Here is an 18,976-nt window from a genome sequence, read left to right on the forward strand (position 1 = left end):
CGTTCTCGTGTTTCCGGCGATGGCCTGCGCGGGGCGCGGGCGTACGCAGCGCGGGCCGTGCGCGGCGCGCGGGCGTACGCGCCCCACGGCCGTACGCCACCCACCGCCGTACGCGGCGTGCGTCCCAGGCCCGGAGCCGCCCGCGGCGGTCGGCCGTGCGCGGTCGGCGGCCGTACGCCGTCCCACGCCGGAAGCGGCCCGCACCCCGTACGCGAGCGCCGCCGCGGGCGGTCAGCAGCGGCGCGGCTCAGACGCGCACCTGGACCGCGCGGGCCAGGCGGTCGTGGAGGCCTCGGCCGTCACGGTCCCAGATGAGCGCGGGGATCGCCAGGCAGAGCAACACGCTGCGGACCACCACGCGGCCGATGCCGAGACGGCCGCCGCCCTCCGCGACGACCCGCAGGCGGAAGAGACGCTTGCCCGGGGTCGAGCCGACGGTGCCCACGGTCAGGAGGCTGAGCACGAAGAACACGGCGAGCGCCCAGTTCTCCACGGCGTGCGCGCCGTCCCTGGTGATCAGCCCGTACGCGACGATCACGCACAGCGCCCAGTCGACGAAGAGGGCGCCGAGGCGCCGACCGAACCGGGCGACCGAGCCGGGGCCCTCCTCGGGCAGGCCGAGCCGCTCGCCGCGGTACCCGAAGTCGACGCCCATCTCCTCGGCCGCCGCGCGGGGACCCGAGAGCCATGACCCGATTGCTTCCCTGTTGTCCACGGGACCACGGTACGCGCCAGGGCAGGGGCGGGAAGCGGCCACCCCTCGGCCGTGAGGCACCTCCCGCAGCGTGCCGGTTAACGTGGACGAAACAAACGGGTCATGCTGGAGAAATCGCGGAAACATAGGGTCGCGGACACCATGTGCCCTAGGGCGCGGGCCGAGGGACCCCGGCCCGCCAGCCCGCACACAGCCGAGTTTCAAGCCCCCGCCCCTCCCCGGAGCGGGAGGAGGAGGAGCTGGATGTTCCAGAACGCCGACGAGGCCAAGAAATTCATCTCGGACGAGGACGTCAAGTTCGTCGACGTGCGCTTCTGCGACCTGCCCGGTGTGATGCAGCACTTCACCGTACCGGCGAAGTCGTTCGACCCGTCGGAGGAGCTGGCCTTCGACGGATCGTCCATCCGCGGCTTCCAGGCGATCCACGAGTCGGACATGGCGCTGCGCGCGGACCTGCTGACCGCGCGCGTCGACCCGTTCCGCCGGGACAAGACGCTGAACATCAACTTCTTCATCCACGACCCGATCACGGGCGAGCAGTACAGCCGCGACCCGCGCAACATCGCCAAGAAGGCCGAGACATACCTCGCCTCGACCGGCGTCGCGGACACCGCGTACTTCGGTCCCGAGGCCGAGTTCTACGTCTTCGACAGCGTGCGCTTCAACACCACGTCGAACGAGGGCTTCTACCACATCGACTCCGAGGCGGGCGCCTGGAACACCGGCTCCACCGAGGACAACCGGGGCTACAAGGTCCGCTACAAGGGCGGCTACTTCCCCGCCCCGCCGGTGGACCACTTCGCGGACCTGCGCGCCGAGATCTCCCTCGAACTGGAGCGCGCCGGCCTTGAGGTCGAGCGCCAGCACCACGAGGTCGGCACGGCGGGCCAGGCCGAGATCAACTACAAGTTCAACACGCTGCTGCACGCGGCCGACGACCTGATGCTGTTCAAGTACATCGTCAAGAACGTCGCCTGGCGCAACAACAAGACCGCGACGTTCATGCCGAAGCCGATCTTCGGCGACAACGGCTCGGGCATGCACGTCCACCAGTCCCTGTGGCAGGGCGGCTCCCCGCTGTTCTACGACGAGCAGGGCTACGCGGGCCTCTCGGACACCGCCCGCTACTACATCGGCGGCATCCTCAGGCACGCCCCCTCGCTGCTGGCCTTCACCAACCCGACGGTGAACTCCTACCACCGCCTGGTCCCCGGCTTCGAGGCCCCGGTCAACCTGGTCTACTCGCAGCGCAACCGCTCCGCGGCCATGCGCATCCCGATCACGGGCTCCAACCCGAAGGCCAAGCGCGTCGAGTTCCGCGCGCCGGACCCGTCGTCCAACCCGTACCTGGCGTTCTCCGCGCTCCTCCTCGCGGGCCTCGACGGCATCAAGAACAAGATCGAGCCCGCGGAGCCGATCGACAAGGACCTCTACGAGCTCGCCCCCGAGGAGCACGCGGGCGTCCCCCAGGTCCCGACGTCCCTCCCGGCGGTCCTCGACGCCCTCGAACAGGACAACGAGTACCTCCAGGCCGGCGGCGTCTTCACCGCGGACCTCATCGAGACCTGGATCGACTACAAGCGCACCAAGGAAATCGCGCCCATCCAGCTCCGCCCCCACCCGCACGAGTTCGAACTGTACTTCGACATCTAATACGGGAATGCCACCGCACCCCGCCTGACCTGCCACGGAGTGGGGCAGGACGGGGTGCGGTGGCATCTCTGGGACTTCTCCGGGACTTTGGGCCTGCTGCGGGCTACGAACCGCGTTCCACGGGCTCTACCGACTGGCCGCGGCCGCAGCTACGCGAAGATCGCGTCGATGGCGGCGCTGCCTCGTGCGCCGGGCACGGGGCAGAAAGTGGGAGTACTTCCGCAGCGTGAGCGCGCCCGCATCCGCAGCGAGAAAGGGATCCGCTGGGGCAGACGCCCCCTCGCCACCGCAGCCCGAACGATCCAACGAATCTACGCGGTCACAGCACTGGCGAGCAGGGGCTCACCGGGCAGGCGAACCGCTGGTGACCATGGACTCATGCGGGCGAGAGCATCTCCTGAAGGATGCGCTGCAGCTCGGTGCGGTCCTGCGGAGTGATCCTTGCCAGCCTGCGGTCGTACTCCGCCGCGAGGGCTGCAAGTGCACGATCCCGTGTCTCTGTGCCCTCAGCGGTTAGTACGAGCCGGTGACGCCGCAGGTCCGCGTCGTCGATCTCGCGCCGGATGAACCCCTTGGCGACGAGGTTGCGGACGTAGACCGTCACGCTCGCTTTGGGGAGCAGCAGTGCCGTCGCGATCTCGGCCGGGTACGGCGAGGCTTCCACCTCGGCCAGGACGAAGAATTCCTTCGTCTCCAGTCCGAGCTCGGCCAGCTCCTGCGTGCAGGCGTCCATCACGACGCTCAGCAGCCGCTGGTTCAGAGTCCACAGCTGCGCCCCGCCGACCGTCATGCGACTCCCCTTCCCGGGTAGTACAGTTCTGTACTAGTCTCAAACCGTATCAGTAAGCGTTTCGTACTGGGCATCTATGGAACAACAATCTCTCGAAGGGTGCCACCCATGCTTCGGCACATCACGATCCCGCGCGGACCGATCGAACTCGCCGCCGACCTCCACCTGCCCGACAACGCCGACAGCACCGCGCCGCTGCGCGCCGTGGTGCTCTCCACACCCGGCAGCAGCGTGAAGGAGCAGATCGGCGCGACCTACGCGTCCCGCCTCGCCGCCCGCGGCATCGCGGCGCTCGTCTTCGACCCCGCTCACCAAGGGCAGAGCGCAGGCGAGCCCCGCGACCTCGAAGACCCCTACCGCCGCGGCGAGGACATCTCCTACGCCATCGACGCGCTCACCACGACCCCCGGCATCGACCCGCAGCGCATCGGCGTCCTCGGCATCTGCGCCGGCGGCGGCTACGCCGTGCACACCGCCCGCACCGATCACCGCATCAAGGCCGTTGGAACCGTCGTCCCCGTCAACATGGGCACCTCGTTCCGCAGCTTCCAGCCCGACGGCCCGGCCGCCGCACTCGACGCCCTCGCCGACGCGCGCATCGAAGAAACCCGGTCCGGCGAGATGACCCGGGTGAACTGGCTGCCCGACACCCTGGAGGATGCCACGACAGCGGGCCTGACCGACATCGACACCACCCAGGCCATCACCTACTACCGCACCGAGCGCGGCGGCAACAAGCACTCCACCAACCGCCGCCTCTCGCGCAGCGAATCCCTCCTGCTGGGCTACGACGCGTTCCACCTCATCGACCAGCTCATGACCCAGCCACTGCAGGTCATCCTCGCCGGACGCATCGGCAACACCGGCTCCTACGACACCGGCATGCAGCTGTGGAAACTGGCCCCCAACCCGGTCAACCTCATGATGATCGACGGCGCCGGCCACTACGAGATGTACGACGAGCCCGAATACGTCGACGCCGCCGTCGAAAGGCTCACCACCTTCTACGTCAACCACCTGTAAGGCATCCATCCCGGCGAACCTATGCGGTCACAGCACTAGCGCTCTCCGTCACTCATCACCCCCTGCCGCGCCAGTCGTTCAACGACGCCTACGCCGCCTGGTAGTTGCCACGAAGATGTCTGCCGTCAGTTCGCCCCGGTCGTCTTGCCGCCCCCCTGCACCCGCATCGGCGCAGTCCGAACCCTTCCGGGGCCGATGAGGACCGGGCAGCGTGGACACCGAGCGGGGCCGCCCGCTGGAATCGAGCCGTTCGACGAGCCCGTGGTGGCGCACAGAGTCGGAAGACACCTGCCGCCTGGCGCGTCCTACCACCTCACGCAGGCCGTAGTCACCCGCAAGCCCGGTGAGCACCACGGCCTCCACCTGCCCGGCGGGGGCGAAGACCCGCGGCACCGCTCGCAGGCCGTCCGGCCCTGCGGGGCGGGGTACGACCACGCCGAGCCAATGTTCCGCCTCCTCTGCGACGGTGTCCTCGAAGCCGTCCCCGGCGCTGTCGGCCACATTCTCCAGCCAGTCGGCCGGCCTTTCGCGTCGTCGGGCCCGCGCGTACCGCCAACCGGCGCTGCGGGCGGCCCTGATCAGCGACGGGGCGGCGAGCTCTCCGGGGAGGTCGACGCTCGGGATCTCTTCGAGGAGCGCCAGCATCATCTCCGACTCCACGTCCGCACGCTCGGCACGAAGACGCTGGCAGATCTTCCGGGCCGTACCGGCCGGCCGGGGCGGCAACAGCCGGCAGAATCCCCGAACGTCCCGGCGCCTGACACACCAAGCCCGCTCGCCGCTGCTCGCGGGTTCGGCATCCACCCCGGGGACCGCCTACCGGCTGGTCCGGGAAGGCGCCTTCCCTTGCCCCGTGTTGCGGGCCGGCGGGCGGTATCGGGCTCCGACGGCGCACTTGATGCGCGTACTCGGCGTCCAGGAGCGTCCGGTGTACGCCGTGGATCCTGGGGACGGCGCTCCGGCCATGCCGCTGGAGACGTGCAGCGGGTGACCCGGACCGTCACATGTCCGGTCGGCGGTCCGGGGCCGGTGCCCCGGACCGCAGGCTGGTCGTGCCGAGGACACGTGGGCGGCGTGACCCGGTCCGCGCCGACGCACGCGTTCGCGGGGGCGTCGGGGATCCGGTGGTCCGCGAACTCGTGGCACCGATGTATGACGTCTGCGCACGTGCGCCCAGGTGCCACCGCCGCCCCGCCGCTATGGTCCCGGGCGCCCGGTGTCAGGTGCTGTCCGTAAGGGCCTCCCACTCCGCCCTGGTCCAGTCGGGGAGCGCGCCCGTCCGCGAGGCCGTGAGGCCGCCGAGGGCGTTGGCCCGGCGGAGGGCGCGGGCGGCGGGCAGCGTGCGGTGCAGCCCCTCGGCGAGAGCGGCGGTGAAGGCGTCGCCCGCCCCCACCGTGTCGGCGACGGCGACGGGGGCGGACGCCGCGCGCGCGAAGGCACCGTCGAGGAGGAGCGCGCCGCCGCGGCCGCCCATCGAGCAGGCGGCGGCCCTGAGCCCGTAGCGGTCGGCGAGCGTCCGCAGGCCGGACTCGACCGCGGCGTCGTCCAGGGGCCGCTCCCGCCCGTCGGGCAGCCCGAGGAGCGCGATGAGCTCGCTCTCGCTCAGTTTCAGCACGTTGGCATGGGCGGCGAGCCGGTGCACAAGGCCCGGGGCCCAGCGGCCCTCGCGCAGGTTCACGTCGTAGACGCGCAGGGCGTGCTGCGGCGCCGCGGCGGCCAGGCGGCCGACGAGCTCGCAGGTGGCCGGCTCCTGGCTCGCGAGGGTGCCGTAGACGAGGACATCCGCCGCGCCCGCGGCCAGGACGGCCGCGGCCACGTCGCCGGCCGCGAGCCGGTCGTGGGCCGCGGGACTGAGGACGTCGAACCGCGGTTCGCCCGCCGCGTCGAGCGTCACCTCCGCACGGCCCGTGGGGAGGGCGACCGTGCGCACCAGGGCGGTGCCGACGCCCAGTTCGCGCATGCGCTCGCACGCGGCAAGGCCGGGTTCGTCGTCGCCGACCGCGGTCAGGTACCCGGCGGTGAAGCCCATACGGGCCAGTTGCGCGGTGACGTTGAAGGGAGCGCCGCCGAGCCTGCGGCCCGAGGGCAGCAGGTCCCAGAGCACCTCGCCGATCCCGAGGACGGCGGGCGCGCGCTGGGGGCGCGGTGGCGAGCCGGTCACGAGGTCTCCACGCAGATCATGCGGTGCCCGTCGATGCGGTCGACAAAGATGCGGGTGCGGCCGTCCGCGGTGGCGTACGGCAGGGGCGTGCCGTCGGGTACGGAGATGACGGCCCGCACGGCACCCCGGGTGCGCAGCGACACGGTGAGGCCGTGCAGCGGGATGACGTCCTCGACGGTGTCGAAGGCGCTGCCCCGGCGCTCGGGGACATAGTGCAGCAGGTGGACGACCTGTCGGCCCTCTTCGGGCTGCGCGTTCACCGTGGCCCGCAGGGTGGACGGGCCGTCGTGGCGCAGCAGCGGCTCGGGGAGCAGGAGGTCGACCGCGTCGAGGAAGAGGTGCTTCATCCACAGCGGGGCGTTGCGCTCGTACTGGGTGAACAGGGGGTGCGCGAAGTAGACGGCGTTGCCCCTGCGGGTGGCCGCGGGGCCGCGCACCCGGCCGGACGAGGGGGCCTGGAGGTGCGAGGTGTAGTGGCGCCAGTGGCGGTCGAAGTAGGGGGCGACGGTGTCGGCGAGTACGTCGGTGCCGTCGTCGGCCGAGATGTCGACGCCCCTGGCGTACGTGGTGTGTTCGGTGCGCGGCACCCGGCCCGCGAGCACCTCGCCCGGACGCACGTAGTCGGTGTGGTCGTTGCGCGGGAAGGCCCGGCCGCGCACCGGACGGCCCTCGGCGTCCGTCTCCCCCGGCCCGCGTGCGGTGACCCCGAGGCTGGGCAGGGCGAAGGCGGAGCCGTCCGGTGTCATCCCGGACTCGAAGGTGGCGACGAGCGCGCCGCCCGCGGCCAGGAACCGCTCGATCTTCTCCGCGACGCGCGGCCCTGTGCGGATGTGGTCGGGGAGCACCAGCATCCGGTAGCGGCCGAAGTCCGCGTGGGAGTCGACGAGATCGAACTGGTGGCCCCCCTCCTCCAGCATGCGCGTCACGCCCTGGACGGCCGGCGGCAGCTGCATCACCCCGCCGCCGAGCACCTCTTCCGGGTGCAGCACGGCGATCTCCGTGACCGGGACCGCGCCGCGGCACCATGGCTCCTTGCGCTCGACCTCCGCGTAGACGTCGCCGATCAGCCGGTAGGCGTCCGGGTCGAGGACGCCGCTCGGGTGCAGCTGGTCGCCGATCGAGCAGCCCGCCGCCATGGCGAGCATCCGGTAGCACTCGTACTCCAGGGCCGCCTTGTTCTTGAGGGAGTGGAAGTCGCCCCACGTGCTGTGGAACTTGCCGGTGGTGCCCACGACGGCGGGGCCGAGGGTGCGGGCGTAGCGCGCGGTGACCGGGAAGTACTGGTAGCCCCAGCCCCCGCTCGGCAGCGTCTCCAGTTCGAAGTGCGTGTACGCGCCGGCGATTTCGCGGTGCCGCATGCCGATGTGCCCGCCGTTGTACGTGACGGGGCAGCCGGGGACGAGGGAGCGCGCGTACGCCGACATCTCCGCCTCGAAGGCGTTGACGGTGGAGACGCCGAACTCCTCGCGGTCTGCGGGGCGTTCGGGGTCGAGTCCGTTCTCCTCCATGAGGCGGCGGCAGTGCATGCAGACGCACACGTCGGGGCGGATGAAGTCCAGGTAGAGGCCGTCGCCGCCGACCGTGGTGAGGATCTCCCTGACGTGGTCCTTCATGAACTGCCTGAAGGGCGAGTTGAGGCAGAGCTTGCGGTAGAAGCCCGCCTCGAAGGGCGGTGTGCCCTCAAGGCTCCCGTCCGCGTGCTGGATCCGCCACTCGGGGTGTGCCGTGCAGGTGAGGTCGTCCCACTGCACGGTGGTGTAGACGGGGACGCGGATGCCGACGTCCCGGCAGGCGCGTATCTGCTCCTCCAGCAGGTCTGCGCGGAGCTGGGGGTGGACGCGGTCGGCGAGGTCGGCCGAGCGGTAGTAGACCCAGCCGTGGTGGCAGCGGGCGAAGCAGATCACCGAGTCCACATGGGCCCGTGCGAGGGTGTCGGCGAAGACCTCGGCGTCGAACCGGCCCGCCACGTCGGGCAGGTGCTCGCTGGTGTGGAAGTCGAGGTGGATCTGGCGCGTCGGCGCGGGGCGGCGGGTCACAGCGCGCCCACCGCGAGGGAGGAGAAGCGCGCGGTGCCCTGCGCCGCGTAGAGCCCGAACTCGCCGCCGGTGAGGTCGTATCCGCGGGTGGTGAGGGCGATGTCGTCGACGTAGACGGACACGACGGAGCCTTCCAGTGTGATCCGTACGCGGACGGTGCCGTCGGTGCGCGGCAGCGGGCGCTCGATCTCGTGGTCGGGCGCGGAGACGTACGAGCGGTCCTTGTCGTGGTCGAAGGGGCCGTCGAACGTGTGGGGCCTGCGGTCGAACACCACCCGGCCGTGCCGGGGCTCGAAGCGCAGCAGGTAGGCGGCGGAGAAGTCGTCGCGTGCGCGCAGCGCGATGCCGAACTCCTCGCAGTCGGCGTCGAGATGGACGTCGGCCTCCAGCAGCGCGGTGTGGCCGCAGGCACCCAGCGAGCACCAGCCGAAGCCGTCGCCTTCGTACGCGGCGGCGTCGCCGGTGACGGTCCAGGAGCCCGCACGGGGTTCGGCGCGCGCCGCCGACCGGGAGAAGCGGGCGAGGCTCGCCTCGGGGGGTGCGACGCCGAGGGTGCCGTCCGGCCGCGGGACCAGCTCGTGGGCGACGAGGTCGCCACCCCACTGGCGGTGCCCCGCGTCGGTGTCGCCCGCGCGGGTGGCGAGCCAGCCGATGAGGTGGCGCCGTTCACCGGTCTCGTCGGCGACGGTGTTCATCGCGTACACATCGTTGGTGTCCAGCGCGTCCCAGTCCGGGCGCCGCCATGCCTCCTGTCCCGGCTCGCGGTAGCGGTAGCGGGTGGCGAAGCGGTCGCTGTACGTGGAGTAGACGAGGTACTCGCGCCCCGCGAGGGTGAAGATCTCGGGGCACTCGGGGGCGTAGGTGGTGCCGGGCGTGTACAGCGGCGGCAGCGCACGCCAGGTGAGCAGGTCGTCGGACTCGGCGAGGCCGATGGCGCCGCGTCGCTCCGCGGGGCCCTCGGTGCTCCGCGCGCACAGCAGCATCCGCCAGCGGTCGCCGTGCCGGTAGAGGAACGGGTCGCGCCAGGCGTCGCGTTCGTACCAGCGCGGATCGGCCTCGAAGACGAAGTCCTCGTCCTTTGTCCAGTTCGCCAGGTCCTGGCTGGTGGCGCGGAGCACGACCTGTTCGGGCTCGCCCCGCTCCGTCCTGCGGGGGTTGATGCCGACGTAGTAGGCGTAGTACGTGCCGTCGACGGGCCCTGTGACCGAGCCCGCGCCGGCCAGCAGGTCGACGTCGTCGGGGCCGCCGTGGTCGAGGGCCCGTGGGTGCTCCTCGAAGTGCACGAAGTCGCGAGTGGTCAGGTGCGCCCAGGTCAGGGGCTTGCACACACCGGGGGCCCCGGTGTCGTCGCGGTCGAGGTGGCAGTAGAAGACGTGGTAGACGCCGTCGACGAGGATCGGCATGACGTCGCCGAACCAGCCGTCGGCCGGGCGGTGGAAGGGGGCGGGTGCTTCGGTCACGGTGTGCGGTGCTTTCTTCGGCGGTGCGGTGCCCCGGTGGGGGCCGGACGGGCCGGACCTGACGGGCCGGACTGCTCAGATCTCAGACGTTGGTCTTGAGGCTGCTGACGAACATGCGCTGGAAGGCGAGGAAGACGGCGACGGTGGGCACGGAGACCAGCAGCGCCCCGGCAAGCACCACCGGCGGGCCGACGGTGGAGTAGCTGCCCTGGAGCCCGGCGAGCGCGGCCATCACCGGCCGCACGCCGCCGCTGAAGCTCAGCGTGATGCCGAAAAGCAGCTCGTTCCACACCCACACGAACTGGAAGATGAAGGCGGCGACGAGCGAGGGCACGACGAGCGGCAGGTGGATGGAGAAGAACATCCGCGTCCAGGACGCCCCGTCCATCCGGGCGGCCTCGGCGACCTCGGGTGGCAGCGAGCGCATCGTGTTGCGCAGGATGAAGAACGAGAACGGCACGCAGGTGGCCGCGTAGATGACGAAGAGGCCGAGGCGGGTGTCGTAGAGGCCGGTCGACGCGAAGCCGTTGAACAGCGGCCGCAGGAACGCCTGCACGGGAAAGAGCGAACCGACGTAGACGGCCCAGAACCACAGCACCTTGCCGCGGCCGGGCAGTACGGTCGCGGCGAAGGCCGCCATGGCGGCGACGAACACGGCGAGCGCGCCGCTGACGGTCGCGTACAGGGCGCTGTTGAGCATCGCGGGCCCCAGATCGGCGGCCTGCCACGCCTGGCGGACGTTGTCGAAGAAGCCGAAACTGGTGGGGAGCCAGTGGACGGTGCCCGAGTAGTCCTTGCTCGACACGATGCCGTTGACCACCAGCAGGTAGGTCGGCACCAGCCACAGCAGGGACAGGACGACGACGGTGACGGGACGGATGTACCTGGTCATCATGGGTCCTATGCGGAGCGGAGCTGGCGTCGCAGGTAGGCGACCGAGGTGGCCACCACGACGAGGGTGAGGACGACGGCAAGGGCCGCGCCCGAGCCGGGCCGCTGGAGGACGAAGCTCTCCCAGTACATGCTCACGGCGAGCGTCTCGGTGCTGCGGCCCGGCCCGCCCCCGGTGAGCACCCAGATCAGGTCGAACGCCTTGAGTCCGCCGGCGAGGCTGATGCCGACCACGACGACTGTGGTGCCGCGCAGTTGGGGCAGGACGATGTGCCGGAACCGCGTCCAGCCGATCGCGCCGTCGAGCGCCGCGGCCTCGACGGTCTCCGGCGGGATGCCCTGGAGTCCGACGAGGTAGAGGATGACGGCGACGCCTGTGGCCTGCCAGGCGTTGGCGACGATCAGCACGACGGTGTTGCCCGGCCAGGTCAGCAGCCATCCGTGGGCGAACGCCCCGAGGCCGAGGGCGTGCAGGGCGCTGTTGAGCGCGCCGTTGTCCTGGAGCAGGAAGTTCCACACCACGGCGACGGCGGAGCCGGACAGGGCGTACGGCAGGACGACCGCGGTGCGTGCCCAGCGGCCCCAGGAGAGCCGCTCGGTCATCACGGCGACGAGGAGGCCGAGGCCCACGGGCAGTACGACGGTGCCGACGAGCCAGAACAGTGTGTTGAGGAGCGAGCGCAGGACGACGGGGTCCGACAGCATCTGGATGTAGGTGTCGACGCCAGCCCAGCCGGGGTGGACGAACCGGTCGTCGTGGAAGCTGCGCCAGAGGGTGAGGACGAACGGCACGGTGCTGAGGACCGTGACGAGGACGACGGCGGGGAGCAGGAAGCCGGTGCGGGCCGGCAGGGCGCGGTCGCGGCGGCGCGGCGGCCGGTGCGCGGCCGTGGGCGGCGCCTGGTGCGCGGGGGTGCCGGTGCTCACGACGTCTCCTTCTTCCAGTACTCCCACTCGGTGCGGGCGCGGCTCTGCATGCTTTCCAGGACACCGTCCGGGTCGGAGGGATCGGCCATGAAGCCGCCGAGGTCCTGGACGTTGCCCTCGACGAGCGCGGGCGGGGACGCCTCCCAGTAGCGGTTGAGCACCCGGAGCCGGCCGCCCGCGACCTCGCGCTGGATGCGCCGGCTCGCCGGCTCCTGCCACGGCAGCGTCGGGTTGGCCGAGCTGCCCCACAGGAAGGACGACCAGGGCCGCTGGACGTCGGGGTCGAGCCAGTGGTCGAGCAGTTCCAGGCTCTGCCGCCGCCCGGAAGCGCGGGCCGCCGCGGTGATGCCCGCGGCCTCGGAGATGACGGTCCGCTCGGTCCCGGCTGAGACGGTGGGCAGCAGGAACGCCCCGAAGTCGGTGGTGGGTCTCATGCCCGCGGCCTCAAGGGACTGGGTGGTCCAGGAGACCGCTGCCGCGTACATCGCGATGCCGCCCTCCTTGAGCAGGGCGGGGAAGTCGTCGAAGCTGCGGTCGGGGCTCGTGTGGTAGCCCGCGCGGATCATGGACTGCCACATCCGCATCATCCTGCGGGGGGCCGCGTCGGTGTACGAGGCCCGGCCCATTGTGACCCGGCGGTACCAGTCGGGGTCGGTCTTGCTGGCCAGCTCGCCGAACCAGATGGCGGCCGGCCAGGCGTTGACCTGGGTGGTGCCGATCGGCGTGGTGCCGTGCCGTTTGAGTGTTTCGAGGACGTGGGTGAAGGCGTCCCAGGTGGTGGGTTCCGACAGGCCGAGGCGGGCGAACAGCTTCTTGTTGTAGAGCATCACGTAGTAGCCGTTCTGCAGCGGCAGGCCGTAGACGCGGCCCCGGTAGGTGAAGCGGGAGCGCAGCGCGGGGTCGAGCCAGCCGCGCTTCTCCGCCCTGGCCCACTGGGCGTCGAGCGGGGCGAGGGTGCCGGTCCTCGCCAGGTCCTGCATGCGGTAGCCGCTCCCCCACTTGATCAGGTCGGGCGGGTTGCGGGTCTGGAGCTGGGACTTGATGACCTGCTCGTAGGAGGAGGTGGTGGGGATGGACTGCGGCGCGAGACCGGTGCCGGTGACCGCGCGCAGCCGTTCGCCCGCCCTGCGCAGCCCGGTGCCCCAGGTGGGGGCGTCGATGAAGAAGTCGGCATCGCCCCCGCGGCTCGCGGAGTCCGGGCCGGAGCAGGCGCCGAGCGCGGCGCCCGCGGCTGCAGCTCCCAGCCCTCCGATGAACGCACGACGTCGCACGGTTGGCGGTCCTCTCTGAGTGGGGCGCGGCCGTCCTCCGCGCCCGCGGCAGCCGGCTCCCGGTACGACCCGTGGGGTCGGCCTCAGCCTGGTGCCGTGCTCTCACGACGCACGCGGCCCCGAGACCGCTACGTCAACGTTGACGTTACCTTCCTCCGGCGATGGGGCGCTGTCAATCCCCCGTTCGTCATCCACCGGAAACACGAAGGACGGCATTACGTACGGGGTGATGGCTTTTTGTCGTTGGACGGGCACAGCCCGGGTGGCTGGCGGAGAGAGTCCCCTCAGGGTGTAGCGGACCGGTTCTTGTCCATCGTTGTCAGAGCCGTCTTGCTAGGCTGACGGGCGTCCGGCGGGCGACGCCGGCGATCGCGCCGGAGCCACGGCCCCGGCGGCAGCAGCACGAGGAGGAAACAGAGCCGTGGCGCAATCGCCGCCCCCCGCGCGGCCCGGTCAGGAGGGCGCGGCCACCCCGCGCAGGCGGCCGACGCTCCGCGACGTCGCCGAGGCCGCGGGCGTCGCGGCCAAGACGGTCTCCCGGGTGGTCAACGGCGAGGCGGGCGTCGGCGCGGCCACCACCGAGCGGGTGCGCAGGGTCATCGCCGAGCTCGGCTACCGGCCCAACAGCAGCGCGCGCACCCTGCGCCAGGGGCGCGCCGCGACCATCGGCCTGGTCTGCGACGACGTCTCCGAGCCCTTCCAGTCCGCCCTCACCCGCGCCGTCGAGGAGGTCGCCATCCGGCACGAGTGCATGCTGCTCGTCGCCTCCTCGCTGCACGACAGGGAGCGCGAGCGCACCAGCGTGCAGGCGCTCCTCGCCCGCCAGGTGGACGGCTTGATCGTCACGCCGGTCGCCGGGAGCCAGGCGTATCTGGGCGCCGACATCGCCGCGGGTACACCGGTGGTGTTCGCGGACCGGCCCGCCGTCGGCGCCGAGGCCGACACCGTGCTCGTGGACAACGTGGAGGGTGCGCGGCGCGGCGTGCGCCACCTCCTGGAGCAGGGGCACCGCAGGATCGGCTTCGTCGGCGACGCGCCGCACCTCTACACCCAGGACGAGCGCGTGGAGGGCTACCGCGCCGCGCTGCGCGACGCGGGCGTGCCCGAGGACGACCGGCTGATCTCCCGTCAGGTACCGGAGAGCGGGGCGGTACGCGCCACGGTGGAGTCGATGCTCTCGGCGCCGGAACCGGCGACGGCGCTGTTCACCGGCAACGCACTGTGCACCTACGCCGTTCTGCGGGCGCTGCGGGACGCGGGGCCCCCGCCCGCTCTGGTGGCCTTCGACGACTTCCCGCTCGCCGAACTCCTGCACCCGGCCGTCACCGTGGTCGCCCAGGACCCGGTGGGGATGGGCCGTACGGCTGCCGAGATCCTCTTCCGGCGCATAGCGGGCGACACGAGCGCGGACCAGGTCGTACGCCTGCGGACCCGCCTGATCCCGCGCGGCTCGGGCGAGCGGGCCCCGGCGGAGGGCTGACCCGCCGCCCCGGCCCCGTGCGGGGGAATTCCTCCGGTCGGCCGGGGCGGAACCGTGACCGCCCGGGTAAGGACGCAGGGCGAGTCGGTGGACCGCACGCCGCGCACCCGGTGGTGCGTGACGCGGGAAGACGCCGTGGCAGACAGGTCCTTCCCCCGGGCGGCCGGCTCGTCGTCGGCGCCGGCCGCCCGGGGGCTTCGCTCCCCCGCACCCGAGGATGTGTTCGATGGATGCAGTGCTTTCCAGACGCGCGGCCGTGCTCGGCGGTGTGGTCGCCGCGGCCGAGGTGGTGTCGGGCCGTGCCGTGGCGGGTGCCGCGGTGGGCGGCGAGTCCGGCGGGGGTGTGCGTGTCATGCCGCTCGGCGACTCCCTGACGGACGGCTTCACGCCCTACCCGGGCGGCTACCGGGTCGAGTTGTGGCGACTGCTCACGGCCGGCGGGCGCACCGTCGACTTCGTCGGGTCGCAGTCCAACGGGCCCGCGGAGCTGGGCGACCACGACCACGAGGGCCACTCGGGGTGGCGCATCGACCAGTTGGACGCGCACGTCGGCACGTGGCTGCGGCAGAGCGAGCCGCGGACGGTCCTGCTGCTGATCGGCACCAACGATGTGAACCAGAACCTGGACGTCGCGGGCGCGCCGGACCGGCTGTCCGGGCTGATCGACCGCATCACGGGGGTGGCGCCGCGGTGCGACCTCTTCGTGGCGACCGTCCCGCCCGAGGCCGACCGTGCGCGGCAGACCCGGGTCGTGGCGTACAACGCCGAGGTGCCGCGGGTGGTGGCGGCCAAGGGCCCGCGCGTCCATCTGGTGCGGATGTACGAGGCGTTGACGACGGCCGACCTCGCCGACGGCACCCATCCGACGCGGGAGGGGTACGGGAAGATGGCGGCCGTCTGGTATGCGGCCCTGCGGTCCGTGCCGGGCAGCCTCACGGCGTATGCGGGTCGCGCGCGCGGGTAGCCGGGCCCTGTCGGGGTCCCGGAGCGGGACCTGGCCGGTTTCGGCCAACAGGCAAGCGTGGGACGGGAGATGGCATGGTTCACAACAGCAAGGGCCGACGTGCGGCGGCGCTGGCGATCAGTGGTGTGGCGGCGGTGGGTGTGCTGGCGGGGTGCGGCCCGGGTGGGGACGCGAGCGGCGCTGCCGCGGCGTCCTCGCCCGGTCCCTCCGGGTCCGCGTCCGGTTCGGCCGGCGGGGGCGGGGGCACCGACGCGGGCGGCCAGGGCTCGGCGGCCGTGCGGGCCGCGTACCGGAAGACCGTGGACGCCAAGAGCGCCAGGCTCACGATGAGCACGACGGTCGGCGGTGTGAGCGGGAATGGCTCACTGGCCCTGCGCGGCTCCGGCGTGATCGACCTGGCGCGCGGCGCAAGCGATGTCGTCATGCACCTCGGCAGCCAGCAGATCGAGGAGCGCACCCTCGACGGCATGCTGTACGAGAAGCTGCCGTCGTCGACGTCGAAGCGGCTGCTGCCCGGCGGCAAGAGCTGGCTGAAGATCGACATGGGCGAGGTGTCGAGTTCCTTCGGCGGAGGGTCCGCGAGCTCGGCGCAGCTGACGGACCCGGCGGCCCCGTTCTCCTACGTGAAGAACCTGAGCGGCAAGGACGTCACCAAGGTCGGCACGGAGAGCGTGGGCGGCACGCGGACCACCCACTACCGGGTCGCGGTCGACGTGGGCAGGCTGGCGCCCGGCGACTCCTCCCGGGCGCGGCAGCTGCGGCAGCAGCTCGGGAACACCCTCCCCGTCGACCTGTGGCTCGACGGCCGGGGCCGGATCCGGCAGGAGGAGGTCAAGGCCAGTGTGAAGACGCCCGCCTCCGCGTCCCCTTCGACGTCGGCGCCGTCCGGTGCCGGCCGCCTGGCCCTCGACTCGAAGCTCCGGTTCAGCGACTTCGGTGCCACGGCGGACGTCACCGCGCCGCCCGCGGACCAGACCGCGGACGTCACGGGCAAGATCCAGCAGGGCGCCACGGCCTCCCCCGGCGGCAGCTGACGGCGGGCCCGCGCCCGCGCCGGGGCGGGCCCGGTCACGCCGGGGGCGGCGGGGCCCCGAAGCGGGCGACGTAGTGCCAGACCTTCTTGACCGCCTGCGGGTCGTACCTGCCGGAGCGCGCCGCCTCCCCCACGGCGCGCGCGTCGAGTACGCCGTCCCGCGCGATCCGGACTCCGAGGTCCACGTACTCCTGGCCGCGGAAGTCCGGGTGGGCACGCAGCACCTCGACGGGCAGCCGGTGGCCCGGGTGCCAGAGCAGCGGGCAGGGCAGGTCACGGGCCGCCGTCTCCACGGGAGTGCCGCGGTAGGACGCGTCGAGCACCAGCGCCGCCACGTCCTCCGCGAGCAGGACCGGACCGTGCACATGCGCCTCGACATGGTCGTCCAGCGGGTCGAGCCGGTCCGCGAGCGCCTTCGCGACCAGGGGGGCACAGTGCTCCGCGACGCCGAAGTCCTCGGGCCACGCCGAGCTGTCCGGACAGCAGAAGGTGGTGCGGGCCAGGGTGTGCGCGGCGAGCCTGAGATACGAGGACCCGAAGCGCGGCGCGGCCCCGGCGACCGCTCCTCGGTGGTCGAGCGCACCGTGGACGGGCCGGTCGTGCGGCGGGGCGCCGTCGTACGCGCCGCCGAAGATGCGGCTCTCCCAGCGGTGGCGGTCGCCGCCCGGACGGGCGGTCAGGCCGCCGTTGCTCGTACCGGTGACGAACTGCGAGACATAGCGGCCGTCCCTGGCCAGGGCCTCGATCACCGGCACGCCGTCGCGGCCCCGGCGGTCGGGGTGGAAGTTGAGGGTGACCCGCCAGGTGGGATCGGCCGGCCCGCCGGCGGAGCGCTCCGCCACGTGCCGGATCGCGCGCTCCGCCGGTGTCCCGGCGGGCGGCACGGCGGCGGGCCCGTACGTGTACGTGTCCATGCCGCGCAGTCTGTACGGGGACCCTGCGGTGGCGCACCCCGGTGTGCCGGGCGGGGGTGGCCGGGTGGTCAGGGCGTGGTCGGGAGGGTGAGTTCGGGGCGGTCCCACGGGACGGCCGGGGGGTGGGCGAGGTCGGTGCCGGTGCGGGTGGCGCCCATGGCGGTGTAGAAGCCCTCGGCCGGGGGGTGGGAGACGACGCGGACCCGCTCGGCCCCGGCGGCTCGGGCCGTCCGCAGCATGTGGCGGGCGAGGAGGCGGCCGATGCCGCGGCCCTGCGCGCGGTCCGCGACGAACATGAGGTCGAGCTCCGGCTCCGGCGGCGTGAGCAGCAGGGCGTAGAAGCCGAGTATCCGGCCGCCGCCGGGGGGCCGGGCCGCCTCGGTCGCCACGTGGACCTGGTGTGCCTCGATGTAGTCGGGGCCGACGCGGTAGCCCTCGACCGCGGAGGCGTACCGCCCCTCGTACGCGCGTGAGGAGCCGACGAGGGCGGTCAGCCGCTTCGCGTCCCGCGCGACGGCCCGGCGGATCGCCACGCCCACCCCGTCCGTACCAGGTCGTGCCATGCGGAGAGTATGCCTCAGCGGGGCCGCGCGGAGTTTTCCACAGGCGTGGGCAGGCGTTGTCCACAGGCTGGGCGGACTGTCGGCAGGGGCTGGCACGATGACGGCATGGAAGAGTCCTACGCGGTGTCCGTGCCGCACGCGGCCCCGGCGAGGGGGCAGAGCGCCGTGTCCGCGGCCGGGGGCGCGTGGCCGCTCGTCGCCGAGCCGATACGCACGCCCGGGCTCGCGCTGCTGCCGCTGCGCGTGGCGCACGCCACGGAGATGGCGCGGGTGCTGGGCGATGCCGCGCTGCACGAGTTCATCGGCGGCGCCCCCGCCCCGGTCGCGGAGCTGCGGGCGCGGTACGCGCGGATGTCGGCGGGCCCGGGGGACCCGGCGGTGTCCTGGTGCAACTGGGTCGTGGAGATACGGGAGCCGGCCGGCGCGCGGGCCCTGGCCGGCACCGTGCAGGCCACGGTGACGGCGCCGGCTCCGGGCCGGACGGGGGCGGCGGGGTCCGCGCCCGGTCCTGTGGCCGAGCTCGCGTGGGTCGTGGGCACCCCGTTCCAGGGGCGTGGCGTCGCGAAGGAGGCGGCCCGGGGGCTCGCGCGGTGGCTGGCCGACAGGGGCGTCGGCACGTTCGTCGCGCACATCCGCGCGGACCACGCCGCATCGGCGGCGGTGGCCCGCGCGGTCGGGCTGGTCAGGACGGACGTGGTGCACGAGGGAGAGGAGCTGTGGGAGGGGCGGGCGCCCGGCGCCTGACCCGGCGGGCGCGGCGGGCCCGCATGCCGTGTTCCGCCGTCCGCCGGCCGCTGTGCCGGGTGCGGGGGCGCGCCGGGCGGCGGAACCGGCCGGGTCAGCGGAGCAGGGTACGGACCAGGTGGCAGGTGGTGTCGGACGGGGGGTGAATGCCGATGCGGGCCGCGATGGAGCGGATGCGTGCGTCGTCGGCGTGGGTGGGGTGGTACACGCCGGTGTCGAGGAGGGCTATCGCCAGGTGCATGGCCTTGAGCCTGCGGTTGTGCGTCTCGTACCACTCGCGGGGGCGGCCCGCGGGCAGCGGCACGCGCGGCAGTCGCCGCGAAAGGCCCCCACCGCTCCGGCGTGTGGGGG

Annotated in this window: 18 protein-coding genes; 6 read left to right on the forward strand and 12 right to left on the reverse strand. The window is 72.7% G+C overall.

Going from position 1 to position 18,976, the window contains the following annotated elements; genetic code table 11:
* Window positions 1–247: 247 nt before the first annotated feature.
* Window positions 248–715, reverse strand: coding sequence for an RDD family protein (locus ABEA77_RS24735; protein WP_345651692.1), 468 nt, complete (start codon window positions 713–715; stop codon window positions 248–250).
* A 243-nt stretch (window positions 716–958) separates the two neighbouring features.
* Here ABEA77_RS24735 and glnA point away from each other — a divergent pair, with 243 nt between their 5' ends.
* Complete coding sequence (glnA, locus tag ABEA77_RS24740; RefSeq protein ID WP_345651694.1) at window positions 959–2,368, forward strand: type I glutamate--ammonia ligase; 1,410 nt, start codon at window positions 959–961, stop codon at window positions 2,366–2,368.
* A 376-nt stretch (window positions 2,369–2,744) separates the two neighbouring features.
* Here the strand turns inward: glnA and ABEA77_RS24745 are convergent, their stop codons facing one another.
* Window positions 2,745–3,158, reverse strand: coding sequence for a MarR family winged helix-turn-helix transcriptional regulator (locus tag ABEA77_RS24745; RefSeq protein WP_345651696.1), 414 nt, complete (start codon window positions 3,156–3,158; stop codon window positions 2,745–2,747).
* Window positions 3,159–3,245: 87 nt separating this feature from the next.
* Between ABEA77_RS24745 and ABEA77_RS24750 the strand changes: the two genes are divergently transcribed.
* Window positions 3,246–4,181 (forward strand): alpha/beta hydrolase, encoded by a 936-nt coding sequence (locus tag ABEA77_RS24750; protein WP_345651745.1) that lies wholly within the window; start codon window positions 3,246–3,248, stop codon window positions 4,179–4,181.
* 78 nt (window positions 4,182–4,259) lie between these two features.
* Here the strand turns inward: ABEA77_RS24750 and ABEA77_RS24755 are convergent, their stop codons facing one another.
* The 7 genes from ABEA77_RS24755 to ABEA77_RS24785 form a co-directional block, all read right to left on the reverse strand.
* On the reverse strand, window positions 4,260–4,829 hold the full coding sequence (locus ABEA77_RS24755) for a hypothetical protein (protein ID WP_345651699.1): 570 nt from the start codon (window positions 4,827–4,829) through the stop codon (window positions 4,260–4,262).
* Between the two features lie 571 nt (window positions 4,830–5,400).
* Window positions 5,401–6,342, reverse strand: coding sequence for a PfkB family carbohydrate kinase (locus tag ABEA77_RS24760; protein WP_345651700.1), 942 nt, complete (start codon window positions 6,340–6,342; stop codon window positions 5,401–5,403).
* Complete coding sequence (locus ABEA77_RS24765; RefSeq protein WP_345651703.1) at window positions 6,339–8,378, reverse strand: beta-galactosidase trimerization domain-containing protein; 2,040 nt, start codon at window positions 8,376–8,378, stop codon at window positions 6,339–6,341. Before ABEA77_RS24765 ends, ABEA77_RS24760 begins: the two co-directional genes overlap by 4 nt.
* Window positions 8,375–9,838 (reverse strand): GH32 C-terminal domain-containing protein, encoded by a 1,464-nt coding sequence (locus ABEA77_RS24770; RefSeq protein WP_345651706.1) that lies wholly within the window; start codon window positions 9,836–9,838, stop codon window positions 8,375–8,377. Before ABEA77_RS24770 ends, ABEA77_RS24765 begins: the two co-directional genes overlap by 4 nt.
* Window positions 9,839–9,920: 82 nt before the next feature.
* Window positions 9,921–10,733: a carbohydrate ABC transporter permease gene (locus ABEA77_RS24775; RefSeq protein WP_345651709.1), complete on the reverse strand. Its 813-nt coding sequence runs from the start codon at window positions 10,731–10,733 to the stop codon at window positions 9,921–9,923.
* 5 nt (window positions 10,734–10,738) lie between these two features.
* Window positions 10,739–11,656 (reverse strand): carbohydrate ABC transporter permease, encoded by a 918-nt coding sequence (locus ABEA77_RS24780; RefSeq protein WP_345651712.1) that lies wholly within the window; start codon window positions 11,654–11,656, stop codon window positions 10,739–10,741.
* On the reverse strand, window positions 11,653–12,927 hold the full coding sequence (locus ABEA77_RS24785) for an ABC transporter substrate-binding protein (protein ID WP_345651715.1): 1,275 nt from the start codon (window positions 12,925–12,927) through the stop codon (window positions 11,653–11,655). The genes ABEA77_RS24780 and ABEA77_RS24785 overlap by 4 nt, the downstream gene beginning before the upstream one ends.
* Window positions 12,928–13,348: 421 nt before the next feature.
* On the opposite strand from ABEA77_RS24785, the gene ABEA77_RS24790 reads away from it, so the two are divergent.
* From ABEA77_RS24790 to ABEA77_RS24800, 3 genes are all read left to right on the forward strand, one after another.
* A complete protein-coding gene (locus tag ABEA77_RS24790; RefSeq protein WP_345651718.1) occupies window positions 13,349–14,407 on the forward strand; it encodes a LacI family DNA-binding transcriptional regulator in 1,059 nt (352 codons plus the stop codon).
* 226 nt (window positions 14,408–14,633) lie between these two features.
* Window positions 14,634–15,371, forward strand: a complete 738-nt coding sequence (locus tag ABEA77_RS24795; RefSeq protein ID WP_345651721.1) for an SGNH/GDSL hydrolase family protein — start codon at window positions 14,634–14,636, stop codon at window positions 15,369–15,371.
* Between the two features lie 74 nt (window positions 15,372–15,445).
* Window positions 15,446–16,405 carry an SCO4651 family lipoprotein gene (locus ABEA77_RS24800; protein WP_345651724.1) on the forward strand — a complete coding sequence of 320 codons (960 nt, stop codon included), beginning with the start codon at window positions 15,446–15,448 and terminating at the stop codon, window positions 16,403–16,405.
* 34 nt (window positions 16,406–16,439) lie between these two features.
* On the opposite strand, the gene ABEA77_RS24805 is transcribed toward ABEA77_RS24800, so the two are convergent.
* Window positions 16,440–17,318, reverse strand: coding sequence for a DUF3626 domain-containing protein (locus ABEA77_RS24805; protein WP_345651727.1), 879 nt, complete (start codon window positions 17,316–17,318; stop codon window positions 16,440–16,442).
* 68 nt (window positions 17,319–17,386) lie between these two features.
* Window positions 17,387–17,881, reverse strand: a complete 495-nt coding sequence (locus tag ABEA77_RS24810) for a GNAT family N-acetyltransferase (protein ID WP_345651729.1) — start codon at window positions 17,879–17,881, stop codon at window positions 17,387–17,389.
* Between the two features lie 105 nt (window positions 17,882–17,986).
* Between ABEA77_RS24810 and ABEA77_RS24815 the strand changes: the two genes are divergently transcribed.
* Window positions 17,987–18,625, forward strand: a complete 639-nt coding sequence (locus ABEA77_RS24815; protein WP_345651732.1) for a GNAT family N-acetyltransferase — start codon at window positions 17,987–17,989, stop codon at window positions 18,623–18,625.
* Window positions 18,626–18,719: 94 nt separating this feature from the next.
* Here ABEA77_RS24815 and ABEA77_RS24820 read toward each other — a convergent pair whose 3' ends face one another.
* Complete coding sequence (locus ABEA77_RS24820) at window positions 18,720–18,938, reverse strand: hypothetical protein (protein ID WP_345651748.1); 219 nt, start codon at window positions 18,936–18,938, stop codon at window positions 18,720–18,722.
* Between the last annotated feature and the right edge of the window lie 38 nt (window positions 18,939–18,976).

Source organism: Streptomyces tremellae, assembly GCF_039540215.1.
In the GTDB taxonomy this organism is placed as follows: Bacteria; Actinomycetota; Actinomycetes; order Streptomycetales; family Streptomycetaceae; genus Streptomyces; species Streptomyces tremellae.

What these genes read in the sequence shown, in the direction of transcription:
- glnA (WP_345651694.1), top strand. Translation starts at nt 959, where the DNA reads ATGTTCCAGAACGCCGACGAGGCCAAGAAATTCATCTCGGACGAGGAC.
- ABEA77_RS24745 (WP_345651696.1), bottom strand. Translation starts at nt 3,158, where the DNA reads ATGACGGTCGGCGGGGCGCAGCTGTGGACTCTGAACCAGCGGCTGCTG.
- ABEA77_RS24755 (WP_345651699.1), bottom strand. Translation starts at nt 4,829, where the DNA reads ATGATGCTGGCGCTCCTCGAAGAGATCCCGAGCGTCGACCTCCCCGGA.
- ABEA77_RS24775 (WP_345651709.1), bottom strand. Translation starts at nt 10,733, where the DNA reads ATGATGACCAGGTACATCCGTCCCGTCACCGTCGTCGTCCTGTCCCTG.
- ABEA77_RS24795 (WP_345651721.1), top strand. Translation starts at nt 14,634, where the DNA reads ATGGATGCAGTGCTTTCCAGACGCGCGGCCGTGCTCGGCGGTGTGGTC.
- ABEA77_RS24800 (WP_345651724.1), top strand. Translation starts at nt 15,446, where the DNA reads ATGGTTCACAACAGCAAGGGCCGACGTGCGGCGGCGCTGGCGATCAGT.
- ABEA77_RS24805 (WP_345651727.1), bottom strand. Translation starts at nt 17,318, where the DNA reads ATGGACACGTACACGTACGGGCCCGCCGCCGTGCCGCCCGCCGGGACA.
- ABEA77_RS24810 (WP_345651729.1), bottom strand. Translation starts at nt 17,881, where the DNA reads ATGGCACGACCTGGTACGGACGGGGTGGGCGTGGCGATCCGCCGGGCC.
- ABEA77_RS24815 (WP_345651732.1), top strand. Translation starts at nt 17,987, where the DNA reads ATGGAAGAGTCCTACGCGGTGTCCGTGCCGCACGCGGCCCCGGCGAGG.